Origin of the sequence: Streptomyces sp. NBC_00239 (genome assembly GCF_036194065.1) — a bacterium.
Lineage (GTDB): Bacteria > Actinomycetota > Actinomycetes > Streptomycetales > Streptomycetaceae > Streptomyces.
In genome coordinates this window covers 2,046,392-2,062,777 of the sequence record NZ_CP108095.1, presented here as the reverse complement: position 1 = coordinate 2,062,777, position 16,386 = coordinate 2,046,392, and the positions used below count along the sequence as shown (strand labels likewise).

At 74.4% G+C, this 16,386-nt stretch carries 16 protein-coding genes and 1 pseudogene; 4 read left to right on the top strand and 13 right to left on the bottom strand.

The features are described from left to right. Positions 1–97 precede the first annotated feature (97 nt). The 7 genes from OG764_RS08955 to OG764_RS08925 form a co-directional block, all read right to left on the bottom strand. The gene (locus OG764_RS08955) at positions 98–766 is read right to left on the bottom strand and encodes a hypothetical protein (protein ID WP_328967872.1); all 669 of its coding nucleotides are present in this window, start codon (positions 764–766) and stop codon (positions 98–100) included. Between the two features lie 476 nt (positions 767–1,242). Further along, positions 1,243–2,169: a cobalt-precorrin-6A reductase gene (locus tag OG764_RS08950; RefSeq protein WP_328967871.1), complete on the bottom strand. Its 927-nt coding sequence runs from the start codon at positions 2,167–2,169 to the stop codon at positions 1,243–1,245. Continuing rightward, a complete protein-coding gene (gene cobM / locus OG764_RS08945) occupies positions 2,159–2,908 on the bottom strand; it encodes a precorrin-4 C(11)-methyltransferase (protein WP_328967870.1) in 750 nt (249 codons plus the stop codon). The genes OG764_RS08950 and cobM overlap by 11 nt, the downstream gene beginning before the upstream one ends. Continuing rightward, entirely contained in the window at positions 2,905–4,149 is a 1,245-nt protein-coding gene (gene cbiE, locus OG764_RS08940; RefSeq protein ID WP_328972926.1) for a precorrin-6y C5,15-methyltransferase (decarboxylating) subunit CbiE, read from the bottom strand. The genes cobM and cbiE overlap by 4 nt, the downstream gene beginning before the upstream one ends. 228 nt (positions 4,150–4,377) lie before the next feature. Further along, complete coding sequence (locus tag OG764_RS08935; protein ID WP_328967869.1) at positions 4,378–4,809, bottom strand: hypothetical protein; 432 nt, start codon at positions 4,807–4,809, stop codon at positions 4,378–4,380. After that, positions 4,806–5,258, bottom strand: coding sequence for a MarR family winged helix-turn-helix transcriptional regulator (locus OG764_RS08930; RefSeq protein WP_328967868.1), 453 nt, complete (start codon positions 5,256–5,258; stop codon positions 4,806–4,808). Before OG764_RS08930 ends, OG764_RS08935 begins: the two co-directional genes overlap by 4 nt. Positions 5,259–5,373: 115 nt before the next feature. Further along, positions 5,374–5,817, bottom strand: coding sequence for a MarR family winged helix-turn-helix transcriptional regulator (locus tag OG764_RS08925; RefSeq protein ID WP_328967867.1), 444 nt, complete (start codon positions 5,815–5,817; stop codon positions 5,374–5,376). A gap of 149 nt (positions 5,818–5,966) precedes the next feature. On the opposite strand from OG764_RS08925, the gene OG764_RS08920 reads away from it, so the two are divergent. Beyond that, positions 5,967–7,178: an MFS transporter gene (locus OG764_RS08920; RefSeq protein ID WP_328967866.1), complete on the top strand. Its 1,212-nt coding sequence runs from the start codon at positions 5,967–5,969 to the stop codon at positions 7,176–7,178. A gap of 40 nt (positions 7,179–7,218) precedes the next feature. On the opposite strand, the gene OG764_RS08915 is transcribed toward OG764_RS08920, so the two are convergent. The 3 genes from OG764_RS08915 to OG764_RS08905 form a co-directional block, all read right to left on the bottom strand. After that, the gene (locus OG764_RS08915) at positions 7,219–8,157 is read right to left on the bottom strand and encodes an AEC family transporter (RefSeq protein ID WP_328967865.1); all 939 of its coding nucleotides are present in this window, start codon (positions 8,155–8,157) and stop codon (positions 7,219–7,221) included. Positions 8,158–8,295: 138 nt separating this feature from the next. Next, positions 8,296–8,796 carry an NUDIX hydrolase gene (locus OG764_RS08910; protein WP_328967864.1) on the bottom strand — a complete coding sequence of 167 codons (501 nt, stop codon included), beginning with the start codon at positions 8,794–8,796 and terminating at the stop codon, positions 8,296–8,298. Between the two features lie 249 nt (positions 8,797–9,045). Continuing rightward, positions 9,046–9,732 carry a GNAT family N-acetyltransferase gene (locus OG764_RS08905; RefSeq protein ID WP_328967863.1) on the bottom strand — a complete coding sequence of 229 codons (687 nt, stop codon included), beginning with the start codon at positions 9,730–9,732 and terminating at the stop codon, positions 9,046–9,048. A 257-nt stretch (positions 9,733–9,989) separates the two neighbouring features. Between OG764_RS08905 and nadE the strand changes: the two genes are divergently transcribed. Next, positions 9,990–10,820, top strand: coding sequence for an ammonia-dependent NAD(+) synthetase (gene nadE / locus OG764_RS08900; RefSeq protein ID WP_328967862.1), 831 nt, complete (start codon positions 9,990–9,992; stop codon positions 10,818–10,820). 257 nt (positions 10,821–11,077) lie between these two features. Here nadE and OG764_RS08895 read toward each other — a convergent pair whose 3' ends face one another. Both OG764_RS08895 and OG764_RS08890 read right to left on the bottom strand, forming a co-directional pair. Further along, complete coding sequence (locus OG764_RS08895; RefSeq protein ID WP_328967861.1) at positions 11,078–11,512, bottom strand: universal stress protein; 435 nt, start codon at positions 11,510–11,512, stop codon at positions 11,078–11,080. 57 nt (positions 11,513–11,569) lie between these two features. Next, entirely contained in the window at positions 11,570–13,066 is a 1,497-nt protein-coding gene (locus tag OG764_RS08890) for an APC family permease (protein WP_328967860.1), read from the bottom strand. Between the two features lie 181 nt (positions 13,067–13,247). Between OG764_RS08890 and OG764_RS08885 the strand changes: the two genes are divergently transcribed. Both OG764_RS08885 and OG764_RS08880 read left to right on the top strand, forming a co-directional pair. Beyond that, on the top strand, positions 13,248–14,594 hold the full coding sequence (locus tag OG764_RS08885) for a DEAD/DEAH box helicase (protein WP_328967859.1): 1,347 nt from the start codon (positions 13,248–13,250) through the stop codon (positions 14,592–14,594). Between the two features lie 194 nt (positions 14,595–14,788). After that, on the top strand, positions 14,789–15,559 hold the full coding sequence (locus tag OG764_RS08880; RefSeq protein WP_328972925.1) for a beta-glucanase: 771 nt from the start codon (positions 14,789–14,791) through the stop codon (positions 15,557–15,559). Here OG764_RS08880 and OG764_RS08875 read toward each other — a convergent pair. Next, positions 15,509–16,378 (bottom strand): annotated as a pseudogene (locus tag OG764_RS08875) (VanW family protein); the annotation flags it as partial. The gene OG764_RS08880 and the pseudogene OG764_RS08875 sit on opposite strands and share 51 nt — an antisense overlap. Between the last annotated feature and the right edge of the window lie 8 nt (positions 16,379–16,386).

Here is a 16,386-nt window from a genome sequence, read left to right as displayed (position 1 = left end):
CGGTGCCGGGTGCCGGGCGGTACGCGCTACCGCCCGGCGCCCGGCACCCGGCGCTCGGCGCTCGGCCGGTCGTCGGCGCCGCCTGCCGCGGCCGGTGTCAGCACTGCCAGAGGAACGCCGCCCGGCCGCAGGGTTCGCAAGCGTGCGCATAGGCGCTGCCCGAACCGAAGTTGGGGGCGGTGACGTGGTCCGGACCCTCCTCCAGGGTGGCCACGTGCGCCATCGCCAGGCCGCAGCCGGGGCAGTCGGGCGTCTCGTCGTACTGGAGCCAGTCGGGGACGCCGCCGAGCTGTCCGAGGATCTCGTTCCGGGCGCGGCCGGTCCGCTCCGACCACGCCTTGGCCGCCTGCCGGTAACCGGAACCGGCGACCGCCACCCGCTCGACGGTCCGTACGGCCCCCAACTGCCGTACGTCGTCGTCCGGGTCCACCTCGTCGCCCTCGTCGGGGTCGGCGGCGGGGTCCGCGGGGAGGGCGGGCAGCGGGAGCGGTACGAGTCCGGCGGACGGGAAGAGGTACGCCCGGTTCCCGCCGCCGGTGGCGCTCCACTCCTCGCACTGCCCCGGGTCGTTGCCGCACATGAAGACGGAGAGGACCCCGCGGTCGCCGTCGAGGACGATCTGCGCGATGAACCGGAGCGGTCCCGAACAGGCCGTGCAGGTGGGCCACGTGGTGCCGGCGGGTGCCAGGGGCAGGCCGCCGACGCGGGTGACGAGGGCGTGCGGCGCGGCCGGGCCGCCATTGATCAACAGGGTGGTGTCACTCACCCCCCGACCCTAACCACCGCCTCCGACAACGCCCGGCGCCGCTGGTGTGACCCGTTGGGCGGCAACTCCAGCCTCGCCGGCAACGCCCGCGACGCCCGCGACGCCCGCCACGCCCGCGGGGCAACCTCCAGCCTCGCCGGCGCTGCGTGCGGCAACTTCCAGCCTCGCCGGCGTTTGAGGCGCGGGGTTTGGGGCGGAGCCCCAACGAACAACCCGGCTCCGCCGGGTACCGGGCTCTGCCCGGACCCGCGCCTCAAACGCCGGCGAGGCTGGGGGTGGGCTCTGCCCAGGCCCGTGCCTCAAACGCCGGCGAGGCTGGAAGTTGCCCCTCGGGCAGCCGGGAAGGCTGAAGGGGCGTCACGGTCAGCCGGCGAAGCTGAGGGCGTGCCACGGTCAGCCGGCGGGGCTGGAGGTTGCACCTCAGGGTGTCGGCGGGGGTGGGGGTTGCGCCTCAGGGCGTCGGCGGGGGTGGCGGTTCAGAGGCGTGGCAGGGACGCCGCCAGCCAGTGCAGCGCCGCGTCGACGGACTCCGCCACCGCGACCCCACCCGGCACCGGCGGCCGGTCCACGACGAGTACGGGGATCCCGGCCTCGCGGGCCGCGGCCAGCTTGGGGGCGGTGGCCGAGCCGCCGCTGTCCTTGGTGACCAGCACGTCGATCCGGTGCGCGCGCAGCAGCTCCCGCTCCTCGTCGAGCCCGAACGGCCCCCGGTCCAGCAGCACTTCGCACTGGGCCGGCACCGGCGGCTCCGGCGCGTCCACCGAACGCACCAGGAACCAGAGCGAGTCCAGGCCGGCGAACGCGGCCAGGCCCATCCGCCCGGTGGTGAGGAACGCCCGCCGCCCGAGCCCCGGCAGGACCCGCGCGGCGGCCGCCAGATCGGGGACCCGGTGCCACACGTCGCCGGGCCCCGGCGACCACGCGGGTCGGCGCAGCGCCAGCAGCGGAACTGCTGAAGCGGCCGCCGCGGCCGCCGCGTTGAAGCTCATCCGTTCCGCGAACGGGTGCGTGGCGTCGACCACCGCGGCCACCCGGTGCTCCCGGATCCAGTCCGCGAGGCCCTCGGCACCGCCGAAGCCGCCGATCCGCACCTCACCGGGAGGCAGGACCGGCCGCGCCACCCGCCCGGCCAGCGAACTCGTCACCCGGTACGGAGCCCGCCCGGGAGTCGGCCCCGGCCCCTGCCCGGGAACCTGCCCCGGAGCCCGCTCCGCTACCCGCCCCGGCGCCTGCCCGGGAGCGCGCTCCCGCTCCGGAGTCCGCCCGGGCACCCGCTCCGGACCCGGCGCCAGCGCCTCCGCCAGTCGTCGGGCCTCCGTGGTGCCGCCCAGGATCAGGACGTGCGCGGGCTCCCCGGAAGTCCCCCCGCCCGGCCGGCCCGGCCCGGCGGGCTCAGCAGACATGCCGGTCGCGTTCCGCCGAGTACAGGTGGCTGTCGCGGAACTGCTCCGCGCCCAGCGTCCGGCCGACCAGGATGACCGCCGTGCGGACCAGGCCGTGCGCCTTCACCTGGCCCGCGATGTCCTCCAGCGTGCCGCGCAGGACGAGTTCGTCGGGGCGGCTGGCCATCGCGACGACCGCGGCCGGGCAGTCGGCGCCGTAGTGCGGGAGCAGCTCGTCGACGACCCGGTCGACGTACCGCGTCGCCAGGTGCAGCACCAGCAGGGCCCCGCTGCGGCCCAGCGTCGCCAGGTCCTCGCCCTCCGGCATCGGCGTGGCCTGCTGCGCGATCCGGGTCAGGATGACCGTCTGGCCGACCGTCGGCACCGTCAGTTCCCGCTTGAGGGCCGCGGCCGCCGCCGCGAACGCCGGTACGCCCGGCACCACTTCGTACGGCACGCCGGCCGCGTCCAGGCGCCGCATCTGCTCGGCGACCGCGCTGAAGACCGACGGGTCGCCCGAGTGCAGGCGGGCCACGTCCAGACCCGCCTCGTGGGCCCGTACCAACTCCCCGATGATCTCGTCCAGGTTGAGCTGCGCGGTGTCCACCAGCCGTGCGCCCGGGGGGCATTCGGCCAGCAGTTCGCGCGGCACCAGGCTGCCCGCGTACAGGCAGACCTGGCTGGCGGCGAGCCGGCGGGCGCCGCGGACCGTGATCAGGTCGGCGGCGCCGGGGCCCGCTCCGATGAAGTACACGGTCATGCTTGCTCTCCAGACGTGAGGGACTTGGTGACGGACCACTGGGTGATGGGCATCGCCTGCCGCCAGCCGGTGAAGCCGCCGACCGCGACGGCGTGCGAGACGGCCAGCTTGGCCAGTTCGCCGCCGTGCCGCCGGTACCAGCCGGCCAGCAGCGCCTCGGATTCCAGCGTCACGGTGTTCGCGACCAGCCGGCCGCCGACCGGGAGCGCGTCCCAGCAGGCCTCCAGAAGACCCGGCGCGGTCAGTCCGCCGCCGATGAACACGGCGTCGGGGGACGGGAGTCCGGCGAGCGCGCCCGGCGCGGCGCCCCGTACGACCCGGAGCCCGGGCACCCCGAGGCGGTCCGCGTTGCGGCCGATCCGGTCGGCCCGTACGGCGTCGCGCTCGACGGTGAACGCCCGGCAGGACGGGTGCGTGCGCATCCACTCGATCGCGATCGAGCCGGAACCGCCGCCGACGTCCCACAGCAGCTCGCCGGGGGCGGGGGCGAGCGCGCTCAGCGTCACCGCCCGCACGTGGTGCTTGGTGAGCTGCCCGTCGTGCTCGTAGGCGGCGTCGGGCAGGCCGGGCGCCGCGGCCAGTCGCAGCGCGCCGTCGGCCCGGCGGCACTCGACGGCGATCACGTTCAGCGGGTCGCCCGCCGGATGCGCCCAGTCGGCCGCGGTACCGGTGTGCGCGTCCTCGCGCTCGGAGCCCAGTTGCTCCAGCACGGTCATCGGGCTGGGGCCGAAGCCGCGTTCGCGCAGCAGTTCCGCCACCACGCGCGGGGTGTCCGCGCCCGCGCTGAGCACCAGCAGCCGCCGGCCGTGGTGCAGGGCCGCGGCGAGCCGGGCCGCCGGGCGGCCGACCAGCGTGACCACCTCGGTGTCCTCGGCGGGCCAGCCCAGCCGGGCGCACGCGTACGAGACGGAGGACGGGTGCGGCAGCACCCGCAGCCGCGCGGGGCCCAGCTCCTCGCTGAGCGCCCGCCCGATCCCGTAGAACATCGGGTCGCCGCTGGCCAGTACGGCGATCCGGCGGCCGGCGTGCTCCGCGAGCAGCCGGGGCACGGCGGGACGCAGCGGCGACGGCCAGCCGACCCGCTCGCCCGGGCACTCGCGTACGGGAAGCAGGTCGAGCTGGCGGGGGCCGCCGATGAGGACCTCGGCCTCGCCGAGTGCCTGCCGGGCGGTGGGGGACAGCCCCGGCCACCCGTCTGCGCCGATCCCGACGACGAAGGCCGGGGGGGACGGGGGGACCATGGTGCTCACTGCCGGGTACCTCGGGATCGGGAGGGGATGGATCCGCACTCTACTGGCCCCCTCCGTGCCCCTGCCGGGGGGCCCGGGAGATCACCGTCCGCGGGTGCCCCGGCCCTGTCCGCGCAGGTCCGGCCCGTCAGTCGGTGGGGTGGGGCGGGCGGGTCACCGAGGTGCCGGCAGGTCGGCTGCCGCGCCGCCGCGCCGCCGGGGCGCCGGGGCGCCGGCCCGTCAGTCGGTGAGGTGGGGGAGCGGTGCCAGGTCGGGTTCCACCCAGCCGGTGCGGGCGGCTTCGCCGGCGAGCGTGTCCGCCCGGTAGAAGCGGGTCAGCAGCGCCCGGTCGAGGAGTTCGGGATGGCGCTCGGCGAACTCCGCGGAGTCGTCGAACGCGGCGTAGTCGGAGAACCCGGCCTCGCGGTCCAGCAGCACGTGGTGCGCCACCAGCTCCACCCAGGCCCGCGTCATGGTGACGTGGAACTTGCCCGGCGCGCCCGCGCCCGCGGCAGTGCGCCGGATGCCCTCGCCGACGAAGTCGACCGCGGCGGGCATGCCCAGGCGGCGTACGGCCAGCCAGGTCAGCCGGACGTGCTCGCGGTGCCCGAACCGGCCCGCGTCCGCGGTGACCCCGGCCAGCAGCTCCTCGAAGGTGGTCGTCCCGTTCACGCGCGCACCTCCGCGAGGGCGTGCAGCGCGGTGTTGAAACCGGCGAGGGCCTGCGCGGACAGCCCGCCGAGGGCCCGCTCCTCGATGCCGGCGACGGCCTCGCGGACCGCGCCGGCCGCCTCCCGGCCGGAACCGGTCAGCTCTACGACCACGACCCGGCGGTCGCCGGGCCGGGCGCCGCGCGAGATGTGGCCGCGCCGCTCCAGCCGGTCCAGCACGCTGGTCAGCGTGGTCGGCCGGGTGCCGGCCGCGGCCCCCAGCTCGGACACGGTACGGGCCCGGCCGTCGGCGAGGATGGCCAGCGCGTTCGTCTCCGAGGGGGTCAGCTCCAGGGCGGACAGCTCGGCCGCGAGCAGCTGGAGCGTCACGTGCGTGGCCCGTTGCAGGGCGAGCAGGGGAGATCCGGCCGGCTCCGGGGCGGGCGGCGGAACCGCGGGAAGAGAAGTCACGAGGTCGGAATATACGAGATCGTACTAACGCCCCGCCACCCCGACGCGCCGCCACCGGCCGCATCAGCAGCCGGCCCCGACGTGCGGCCGCGGGCCGCGTCGGCCGCCCGCCGCGTCAGCCGGTGAGCGCGGAGACGAGTCCGGCGAGCTCGGGCTCGCCCGCGGCCGCGTCCAGCGCTTCGCGCAGGGCCGCCTCGTTGGTGGGCCGGGCCTCGGCGAGGAGCGCGGCGCCCGCCTCGCTGACGTTGGTGTAGATCCCGCGGCGGTCGGTCGGGCACAGGTAGCGCGCCAGCAGCCCGCGGTCCTCCAGCCGGGTGACGAGCCGGGTGGTCGCGCTCTGGCTGAGCACCACCGCGTCCGCCACCTGCTTCATCTGCAGGTGGCCGCCGGGTCCGTCGTGCTGCCGGCTGAGGACGTCGAGGAGCGAGTACTCGCGCACGCTCAGCCCGTGCCCGGCCTGCAGGGCGCGTTCCAGGTGGCTCTCGATCCGCCCGTGCAGCAGGGACAGGGCGCACCAGCGCTGGGCGAGTCCGGTCAGGGCGGGGTCCGTGGCGGTCATGCCCCCCAATCTACCGCGTTTGCCAATAACCCGCGTCTGCAATTATTGTGGTCGCAGGTTAAAAGCTTCTGCAATCAATGCGTCACGCGGTCGGCGCGCGATCAGCGCGGTCCACCCGTCGACGCGATCAATCGATAAGGCTGAGATCCATGCCCCTCGCGCTCCTGGCCCTGGCGATCGGCGCCTTCGGCATCGGCACCACCGAATTCGTGATCATGGGACTGCTCCCCGAGGTGGCCGCCGAGTTCGGGGTCACCGTCCCCACCGCGGGCCTCCTGGTCACCGGCTACGCGCTCGGCGTGGTGCTCGGCGCCCCGCTGATGACCGCACTCGGCACCAAGATCTCGCGCAAGCGGATGCTGATGCTGCTGATGGCCCTCTTCATCGCGGGCAACGTCCTCTCGGCGCTCGCCCCCGGCTTCGGGGTGATGCTCGCCGGCCGGGTCGTCGCCTCGCTCGCGCACGGCGCGTTCTTCGGCATCGGCGCGGTCGTCGCCGCCGAACTGGTGGCACCCGACCGCAAGGCCGGCGCCATCGCCACCATGTTCACGGGCCTCACCGTGGCCAACGTGGTGGGTGTCCCGCTCGGCACCTGGATCGGCCAGAGCGCCGGCTGGCGGGTCACCTTCCTCGGCGTCGCCGCGCTCGGCGTGCTCGGCCTCCTCGGTGTCGCCCGGCTGGTCCCCGACCTGCCCAAGCCGGAAGGCGTACGGCTGCGCCACGAACTGGCCGCCTTCCGCAACGTCCAGGTGCTCCTCGCCATGGCCATGACCGTCCTGGGCTTCGGCGGCGTGTTCGCCGCCGTCACCTACATCGCGCCGATGATGACCCACGTGGCCGGCTTCGCCGACTCCTCCGTCACCTGGCTGCTCGTCCTCTTCGGACTGGGCATGGTCGCCGGCAACCTGGTCGGCGGCCGGTTCGCCGACCGCGCCCTGATGCCCATGCTGTACGGGTCGCTCGGCGCGCTCGCCCTGGTCCTCGCCCTGTTCACCGTCACCGCCCACCACCGGGCCGCCGCGGCCGTCACGATCACCCTGATCGGAGCCCTCGGCTTCGCCACCGTCCCGCCGCTCCAGAAGCGCGTACTCGACCAGGCGGCCGGCGCGCCCACCCTCGCCTCGGCCGTCAACATCGGCGCCTTCAACCTCGGCAACGCGCTGGCCGCCTGGCTCGGCGGGCTGGCCATCGCGGGCGGCCTCGGCTGGACCGCCCCCAACTGGGTCGGCGCCGCCCTCGCCGCCTCAGCCCTCGCCCTGGCCCTGCTCTCCGGCACCCTGGAGCGCCGCGCCCACCGCCGCCAGGCCGCCCCCGCGGCGCCCGCCGACCGCACGCCGGCCCCCGCCCTCGCCCCCCGTTGACCGGGGCCGGCGGGCCTCCGACGGCCGGGACCGGTGGCGGTCAGGCGGCGAGCAGCCAGGTGATCACGGACAGGGAGACCATCGAGCAGACCGTGGACAACAGCACGGTGTCCCGGGCCAGGTCGGTGTCGAGCCGGTACTCCGAGGCGAACAGGAAGGCGTTCTGTGCCGTGGGCAGCCCGGCCACCAGGACCACCGACAGCAGCGCGTGACCGTCGAGCCCGAACACCCACCGGCCCACCGCGTACGCCAGCGCCGGCTGCGCCACCACCTTCAGTGCGACGAGCACCCGGCGTTCGGCCCGGCCTTCGGCGTCCGGCCGGGTCCGGGAGTGCAGCGACATGCCGAGCGCGAAGAGCGCGGCGGGCACCGCCGCCCCGCCCAGCAGCTGCAAGGGGTCCACGACCGGGGCGGGCAGCCGCAGCCCCAGCGCGGACACGGCCAGCCCGCCCGCCGAGGCCGCGACGATCGGGTTGCGCAGCGGCAGCGACACCATCCGCCGCAGCCGCCCTTCGGAGTCCGGCCGCACCCCGAGGTCGATCAGGACCAGGATCAGCGGGGTGACCAGCAGCGTCTGGAAGAGCGCCACGGTCACCACGAACGAGGTGTCCTTGAGGACGTGGATGGCCACCGGGATGCCGAGGTTGGCCGAGTTGACGTGCGCCGCCGCCATCGAGGCGATGGCCCGGTCGCCCGGGCCGCGCCGGAACACCCGGTGGGTCAGCACCTGCGCCACCGCGAACACCGACAGCAGACTCAGCGCGAAGACGAGGACGCCGGGGCGCACCAGGTCGGCCGGCCGCGACCGCGCCATCGTCAGGAACAGCAGGGCGGGCATCGCGAAGGTGAAGGCGAACCGGCCGAGCACGGACGGGGCGTGCGGGCCTAGTACCTCGTACCGGCCCGCCGCCCAGCCCACTCCCGTGATCGCCCAGATCGGCAGGAAGGCAAGAAACCCCGCTAGCACCCCACTCGTCACCGAGTCAGCATGCCGGACCGGACGTTCGGTCCGGCGGGCGGGGTCGCCGCGGGCGGTCCGGGCGTGCGCGCAGCCGCCCGGACGGGCGCACGCGCTCCGGCGGTCGGGCGTGGTCGGACGTACGGGCGGGGGAGCCGGTCAGGCGAAGGAGCCGGTCTCCATGTAGGCGACGGTGCCGGTGCGCCGGGCCTCGTCGATCCGGGCGAGCCGCGCGAAGCTCGCCGGGGTCATCTCGCGTTCCCACTCGGCCAGCGACGCCACCCGGTACGCACTGTGCTCCGCGGGGTCCAGGACGATCCCCGCGATCTGCCGGTCCGTGAGGACCCCGCCGTCGAAGATCACGCCCATGTGGTTGGACGGCCATTCCTCGCCGCGCGGCGCGGCGAAGTGGAAGCCCAGCAGCCGTGGTTCGCCGTCGAACACGATCCCGGTCTCCTCGCGGCACTCGCGGACCGCGGTCTCCCAGGGCGTCTCGCCCGGGTCCATGTTCCCGCCCGGCGACTGCCAGGGCTCCGACTCGTACGCCGCCCGCAGTTGCAGCGGCCGGCCCGCGCGGTCGGTGAAGTACAGGCAGGCGTACGCCGTGTTCTGCGGCAGGGTGGCGATGTACTCGCGGGGCGGCAGCCAGGTGTCGGTCATGGTCGGCTCGCTCTCGGTGCGTCGGCGGGCAGGTGCGCCGGCGGGCCGGCCCGGCCGGCCGCCGGGCTCCAGCCTGGCAGCCGACGACGGCCGGACGGGGGACCCCGCCCGCGCGTCGGCCCCACCGGACCGGCTGACGGCCCTGCCCGGCGGGTTCGGCCCGGCCGGGCCGAACCCCGGCCGTACCGGTGCCCGTTGCCCCCCTGATGCGTGCGCGTACGCGTACGCGCGCGCGTGCTCGCGCGAGGGCTACGCCATCATCATCCGGCCGAGGGTGTGCGGCGAGACCGCCGAGGGGGCGATCCGCAGCTGGATGATGGCGCGCACGGCCGGCCACTCCTCGTCGAGGATCGAATAGAAGGCGGTGCTGCGCACGGCCCCGTCCAGCCCGCGCGAATGGGCCCGGCGGACCCCCTCGCAGGTGGCGCCGAGCCGCTCGATGGCCACGCGCGACCGCGTGTTGCGGGCGTCGGCCCGCAGCGAGATCCGCCGCACCCCCCACGTCTCGAAGGCGTGCCGGAGCATGAGCAGCTTGGCCTCGGTGTTGATCCCGGTGCCCTGCGCGCGCGGCGCGAGCCAGGTGTTCCCGATCTCCGCGGCGTCCGGCACCGCCGTACGGGGATCCCCGTACGGGACTCCCGGAACGGCGGGCCACACCAGCGGCCCCTGCCAGTAGTCGAGATCCAGGAACCGGGTCGATCCGACGACCCGGCCGTCCGCGGTACTGACCACGGCGAAGGGCAGTGACCGGCCGGCCGCCTGATCGGCGAGCGCGCGGTCGATGTACTCGTGAGCCGCCTCCAGGCCGTGCGGCACCGGAGTGTAGGCATAACTCGTACGATCCTCTGCGCCGGCTTCGGCGAGTGCCTCTGCGTGGTGCGCTGCGAGGGGCTCCAGCCGCGCAACGCGGCCGGTGAGGACAACGGATACGGGCACGGAGCCTTCGGTCCTTCGAGGAGTCGGAATGCCTCCCACCGGGTCGCGGCTGAGGCTGGTGGGACAGTGTGCGACAGCCGCATCTCAGAGTGGGAAAAGAGAAAGTAAAGGGCGGTGGTCAACCAGGTGAATCCGAGCGATCGGACGCGTGTGCGGGAGCGGGTCCGCGGCAGGGGTCTTCCGGAGGGGCCGCGCGGCCCCTCCCGTAAAGTCGGAGCCGTATCCGCGCACCGCCCGAACCGACCCGAGGAGCAGCCGTGACCGACCCGGCGTCCACCGCCCTGCAGCAGGAGATCGCCCGGGATCTCCAGGTGTCCGAGACCTTCGACGCGGAGCTGGAGATCGAGCGCCGGGTGGCCTTCCTCGCCGAGCGGCTGACCTCGTCCGGCCTGCGCTCCCTGGTCCTCGGCATCAGCGGCGGAGTGGACTCCACCACCGCGGGCCGGCTCTGCCAGCTCGCCGTGGAGCGCGCCCGCGCCGCCGGCCACCCCGCCGTGTTCTACGCCATGCGGCTCCCGTACGGCGTCCAGGCCGACGAGAAGGACGCCCAGCTCGCCCTCGGGTTCATCGCCGCCGACGAGGTCCTGACCGTCGACATCAAGCCCGCGAGCGACGCGGCCCTCGACGCCGCCGCCGCGGCCGGGGTGGCCTTCCGCGACGCCCACCACCAGGACTTCGTCCACGGCAACATCAAGGCCCGCCAGCGCATGGTCGCCCAGTACGCCGTCGCGGGCGCCCGGGACGGCCTGGTCGTGGGCACCGACCACGCCGCCGAGGCGGTCTCCGGCTTCTTCACCAAGTTCGGCGACGGCGCGGCCGACCTCGTGCCGCTGACCGGCCTGACCAAGCGCCGGGTGCGCGCCGTCGCGGAGCGCCTGGGCGCCCCGGTCGAGCTGGTGTGGAAGACCCCGACCGCCGACCTGGAGACCCTCGACCCGGGCAAGCCCGACGAGGACGCGCTCGGCGTGACCTACGACGACATCGACGACTTCCTGGAGGGCAAGCCGGTCGACGAGGCCGCCCACGCGACCATCGTGCGCCGCTACCGCCTCACCGAGCACAAGCGTCAGCTGCCCGTCGCGCCCTGACGGGACCCGGACCCGGACCCGGACCCGGACCCGGAACCGGACCCGGACCCGGACCCGGACCCGGAACCGGAACCGGAACCGGACCCGCGCACCGGCGGGCGGAGCGCCACGCCCCGTCCGCCGGCGCGGCGCCCGGCCGACGGGGCGCGTGCGGGCGCGGCTCACGCCACCCGCGGTCGCTCCCGGACCGCCGCCGGCGCCGCGCACGACGCGGCCCACCGCACGCCCCGGCCCGGCACGCCGCCTCCGTCACGGCGCTAGCCGTGCTCGGCACCGCTGTGCTCCGTGGGCACGCACAGCACCGGCAGCGGCGACAGGTGCAGCAGCTTGTGCGGGGTGGAGCCCAGCAGCGCGCCGCGGATCGGGCTCTCGCCCCAGCTGCCGACCACGATGACCCGCCCGCCGTGCCGCTCGGCGGCTTCCAGCAGTGCCTGGGCCGGCTTCGCGTCGACGATCTCCACCGCGGACGGCACGCCCGCCGCGTCGGCGGCCTCCACGGCGTGCGCGAGCGCGCTGCGCCCCGCCTCCCGTACGGCCTCCTGGTGCGAGCGGTACTCCTCGCCCAGCGCGCCCGGGGCGGCCGCCCCGTACACGAGGACCAGCGGCTCGCCGAAGGCGGCCGCGACCTCGATCGCCACCCGCAGGGCCCGTTCCGCGCCCGGCGACTCGTCGTACCCCAGGACCACAGACATCCTCGCGTCCCCTCGGACTCAGGTTCGAAAATTCGGGTGCCGGGCCGGGCCCGGGGATCAGGGCTTGCGGCCGTGGACGAGGTCCGGGTCGGCGACCCCGCGCCGCTCCTGCCAGAACGTGCCCGACCGCACCCGCCAGAACAGCATCACCAGCACACCGGTCAGCGCGATCCCGATCCCGATCACCAGCGGCGGCCCGAGGCCGAACCAGGAGACCCCGCTGTACGAGTTCTCCGGGTCGGCCATGTCGACGACCGACTCGACCAGCAGCCAGCCCAGCAGCAGCGCGCCGACCACCGGGCCGATCCCGATCAGCACCAGGTTGTGCAGGCTCTCCGTGAGGTGGCGGCGGTAGTAGATCGCACAGGCCAGGCCGGTGAGCGCGTAGTAGAAGGAGATCAGCAGCGACAGCGCCGTGAGCGAGTCGAACAGGGCGTTCTCGCTGATCTGGTTGACGATCAGGTACCAGGCGATCGCGATGCCCGCGACCCACCACGTGCTCACGTCGGGCGTGCGGAAGCGCGGATGGATGCGCGCCAGCCCGTGCGGCAGCGCGTGCCGGCGCGCCATCGACAGGGCCGTCCGGGACGCCGGGATGATCGTGGTCTGCGTCGAGGCGAGCGCCGACGTGCACACCGCGAGCAGCACCACCCAGTCCCAGCCGCCCATCACCTCGTGCGCGAGGACCGCGAAGACGGCCTCCTCCTCACCCGCGTTCTCGGCGAGGAACTCGGTGCCCGCGTAGCCCACCACCGCGAAGCCGACCGACAGGTACGTCACCAGCAGCACCACCGTCGACCAGATGCCCGCCTTGCCGGGTGCGGTCGCGGAGTCCTTGACCTCCTCGGTGAGGTTCACCGCGGACTCCCAGCCCCAGTAGATGAACACGCCGAGCAGCAGCCCGCCGGTGAGCGCCGCCCCGCCCGCGCCGAAGGGGTTGAGCCAGCCGAACTCCGGTTCGATCGAGTCCAGCGTGCTGGTGCCCGCGTACACCCGGTAGATGGCCACCACCGCGAACACCAGCAGGAAGAAGACCTGCGCCAGGATCAGCACGTCCTGGACCCGCGCCGACATCTCCGTGCCGATCACGCACACCGCGGTCATGGCGATGATCACGACCACCGTCAGCGACTGCCGGACGACCTCGTTGTTGGCCGCGCTGTCGGCCCCCGCCGCGAGCAGGCCGAACCGCACGGCCACATCGGCGAGCGAACCGATCACCAGGACACCGGTCATCGTGATCGCCCAGCCGCCGAGCCACCCGGCCCACGGCCCCATCGCCCGGGTCACCCAGGAGAAGGTCGTCCCGCAGTCCTGGTCCACCTTGTTCAGGTAGTAGAACGCCGCGGCGATCAGCAGCATCGGCACGAACGAGGCCAGCATCACCCCGGGCGCGTAGATCCCCACCAGCGCCACGATCGGCCCGATCGCGGCGGCCAGCGAATACGCGGGGGAGGTGGAGTTCAGACCGATCACGAGGGCGTCGAGAAAACCGATCGCATCGGCCTTGAGCCCCTCGTCCGGGGGGCTGACGTCCTCGATGTCCTGACCCATGTACGCAGGATCACGCACACGACCGCGGGCCGCACCACGGGCTGCTGCGCCCGGGGCCGACCGCCCGGTGGGCCACCGGGCACCTTGGTGCCGGGGGCCGGCACCACCCGGTGGGCTAAAATGAGGGTTTTACGGCCGCACGGGAACTCGCTCGCTGCGCGCGATTCGAGGATGGTTCCCCGTGGACGGCTCAGCCCGTACGAACGACGGCACGCCCGCACTGCCGCCGGTGGCCGCATTCGCCGAGCTCGACCTCCCCCGCCCGCTGGCGGAGAAGCTCGCCGCCCTCGACGTCACCGAGCCGTTCCCCATCCAGGCCGCCGCCCTCCCCAACGGCCTCGCCGGCCGCGACGTGCTGGGCCGCGCCCGTACCGGCTCGGGCAAGACCCTCGCCTTCGGCCTGCCGCTGCTCGTGCGCACCGCCGGCCGCCGCGCCGAGCCGAAGCGGCCGCTGGCCCTGGTCCTCGTCCCCACCCGCGAGCTCGCGCAGCAGGTCACCGCGGCCCTCACCCCGTACGCCGAGGCCCTGCGGGTCAGGCTGGCCACCGCGGTCGGCGGTCTCGCGATCCAGCGGCAGATCGTCGCGCTCCGCGAGGGCGTCGACGTGCTCGTCGCGACCCCGGGCCGCATGAAGGACCTCGTCGAACGCAAGGCCTGCCGGCTGGACGAGGTCGCCGTCACGGTGCTCGACGAGGCCGACCAGATGTGCGACCTCGGCTTCCTGCCGCAGGTCACCGAGCTGATGGACCTGGTGCGCCCCGACGGCCAGCGGATGCTGTTCTCCGCCACCCTGGACCGGGACGTCGACACGATCGTCCGCACGTACCTCAAGGACCCGGTGACGCTCAGCGTGGACCCCGCGGCGGCCGCGGTGAACACGATGGAGCACCACGTCCTGCACGTCCACGGCGCCGACAAGTTCGCCGCGGCCACGGAGATCGCCGCCCGTGACGGCCGCGTGATCATGTTCCTGGACACCAAGCAGTCCGTCGACCGCTTCACCCGGCACCTGCGCGACAGCGGCGTACGCGCCGCGGCGCTGCACGGCGGCAAGTCGCAGCCGCAGCGCAGCCACACGCTGGACCAGTTCCGCAAGGGCGAGATCACCACGCTGGTGGCCACCAACGTCGCCGCCCGCGGCCTCGACATCGACGACCTCGACCTCGTGGTCAACATGGACCCGCCCGCGGACCACAAGGACTACCTGCACCGCGCCGGCCGCACCGCCCGCGCCGGCGAGTCCGGCACCGTCGTCACCCTGGTCACCCCCGACCAGCGCCGCGACGTCGCCCGCCTGATGTCCGACGCCGGCATCCGCGCGAAGACCACCCAGGTGCGCTCCGGCGAGGCCGAACTGACCCGCATCACCGGCGCCCAGGCTCCCGCGATCACCCGCAAGGGCGAGCCGCAGCGCGCCTTCAAGGGCATCGGCACCCGCCCGGCCAAGGCCAAGGAGTCCCGCAAGGCCGCCGAAGCCCGCAAGGCGGCGGAAGCCCGCAAGGCCGCCCGCATCCGCCGCGGCAACTAGGGGTCGGCGCGACTCCGGGTTGCGCTGAGTAACGATTCGATCGCCGTGTGTGAGTGAATCGGCATGTTCGATTCCGAGTCTGGGCAGAACCCGTCCGGGGGCATTCCTCCCGTACCGGAAGGGGCGGCTTGCGCACTCTGCTGATCGACCTCGGCGATGACCTGTTCGGCCGGCTCAGGCGGTGGACGGGGCGGTTGCGGCCGTCCGGCGCCGAGCCGCCCGGGCGCGACGGCCCGGCCGTGTTCGTGGCCGACTTCGGCTCGGAGGCCCAGTGGGTCGCGGGCCGCTCCTGGGCGTATCCGGACGGCGGCCCGGTCAATCCCGGCGACAACAAACTCGACCACCTCGTGGCGGACCCCGCCTACAGCCGCAGCGGGGTATTCCGCGCCACGCCCCGGCCGGACGGCAACTGGGACGCCGGGCTGCTCACCACGGAAGGCAGCGACGAGGGGTTCATGGTGCGGACCGGGGACGTGCTGGAGGCGCGGGTCCGGCTGCCCGAGGAGATCGGCGCCTGGCCGGCGATCTGGACCTGGCGCGACGGCGGCAACGAGATCGACGTGTTCGAGTACCACCCCGACAATCCCGACCTGCTGGAACTGTCCAACCACGTCCGCGAGGCCCACCGCTACCACCGGGACCCCGCGGTACGGCCCGGTGGCTGGGTGGAGCTGACCGTCGAGTTCGGGGCCCGCTCGGTGGTGTGGTGGATCGACGGCACCCGGGTCTTCGCCGACCGGCGGGGCGTCGGCCGGCGCTGGGCCGCGTACCTGATCGTCAACCTGTCGGTGTGCGCCGGGCGCTACCACCCGGCTCCCGGCCCCGAGGTGTCGGAGATGAGCTTCGAGGTGGCCCACCTGCGCGTCCACCGCCCCGGCTGGGGCGGTAGCGGTGGCAGCGGCGGCCTCGGGCGGTCAGGAACCGGCGGGGCGGGGCGCGCCGGAGGTGCCGGCGGCGGCGGGTGAGACGGCCGCCGTCGACGTGCCGGCCGGCGCGGTCGGCGACGGGGTCGGCGACGGGGTCGCGGCGCCGGAGGCGGGAGCGGTGGCTCCCGAGGCGGACGGCTCGGCCGCGCCGGAGGTGGTCGCGCTCGGCGTTGCCTCGGGCACGCAGGTGACCTTGTCGCGCGGGGTGTAGTGGGTCCGGAAGGTCTCGTGACCGACCTCCCGGCCGCCCGTCACCATGATCCGGTCGACCGCGACGTCGAAGCCTTCGTACGGGGTCTGCGCCTCGCAGGCCGGTCCGGAGGCCTCCCGCTCGACGGGCTGCGTGACGTGCGTGCGGGGCCCCTTGACCGCGCGCACCTCGTCGAAGCGCTTCGTGCCCAGGAAACTGATCGTCACGGAGTGGTCGGTGGAACGGGCATGGATGTAGATCGGGTGGCCGGAGTCGTTGAGCCACCGCAGGTCGAGGGTGCCCCACGCCACCGTGGCCTCGCGGCCCTCGGGGTAGCGCTCTATGTAGAAGGAGTGCGCCCCGTGCTCCAGCGGCTTGACGCCCGCGAAGAACATCGCGTTGTACATCGTGGTCGCGACGGCGGAGACACCGCCGCCGGGGGACTTCACGTACCGGCCGTCATTGATCATGATGCCGTCGACGAAACCGTTCTCCTTGGTCCGCTCGCCGACCGTCTTGTTGAAGCTCCACGTCTCGCCGGGGAGGACGATGGAGCCGTTGATCAGCTCGACGGCGCGCCCGACGTTGGTGGTCCGGTACGGCGCGGCCGGGAACTTCACGGTGAAGGAGGACATCTTCTCCTTGATGTCGAGCTGCCGGGCCGCCTCGGCGGACA

Bases quoted from the DNA above. Each gene is read 5' to 3' on its own strand.
- OG764_RS08950 (WP_328967871.1), bottom strand. From the start codon at position 2,169: ATGTCTGCTGAGCCCGCCGGGCCGGGCCGGCCGGGCGGGGGGACTTCC.
- cobM (WP_328967870.1), bottom strand. From the start codon at position 2,908: ATGACCGTGTACTTCATCGGAGCGGGCCCCGGCGCCGCCGACCTGATC.
- cbiE (WP_328972926.1), bottom strand. From the start codon at position 4,149: ATGGTCCCCCCGTCCCCCCCGGCCTTCGTCGTCGGGATCGGCGCAGAC.
- OG764_RS08925 (WP_328967867.1), bottom strand. From the start codon at position 5,817: ATGACCGCCACGGACCCCGCCCTGACCGGACTCGCCCAGCGCTGGTGC.
- OG764_RS08920 (WP_328967866.1), top strand. From the start codon at position 5,967: ATGCCCCTCGCGCTCCTGGCCCTGGCGATCGGCGCCTTCGGCATCGGC.
- OG764_RS08910 (WP_328967864.1), bottom strand. From the start codon at position 8,796: ATGACCGACACCTGGCTGCCGCCCCGCGAGTACATCGCCACCCTGCCG.
- OG764_RS08895 (WP_328967861.1), bottom strand. From the start codon at position 11,512: ATGTCTGTGGTCCTGGGGTACGACGAGTCGCCGGGCGCGGAACGGGCC.
- OG764_RS08890 (WP_328967860.1), bottom strand. From the start codon at position 13,066: ATGGGTCAGGACATCGAGGACGTCAGCCCCCCGGACGAGGGGCTCAAG.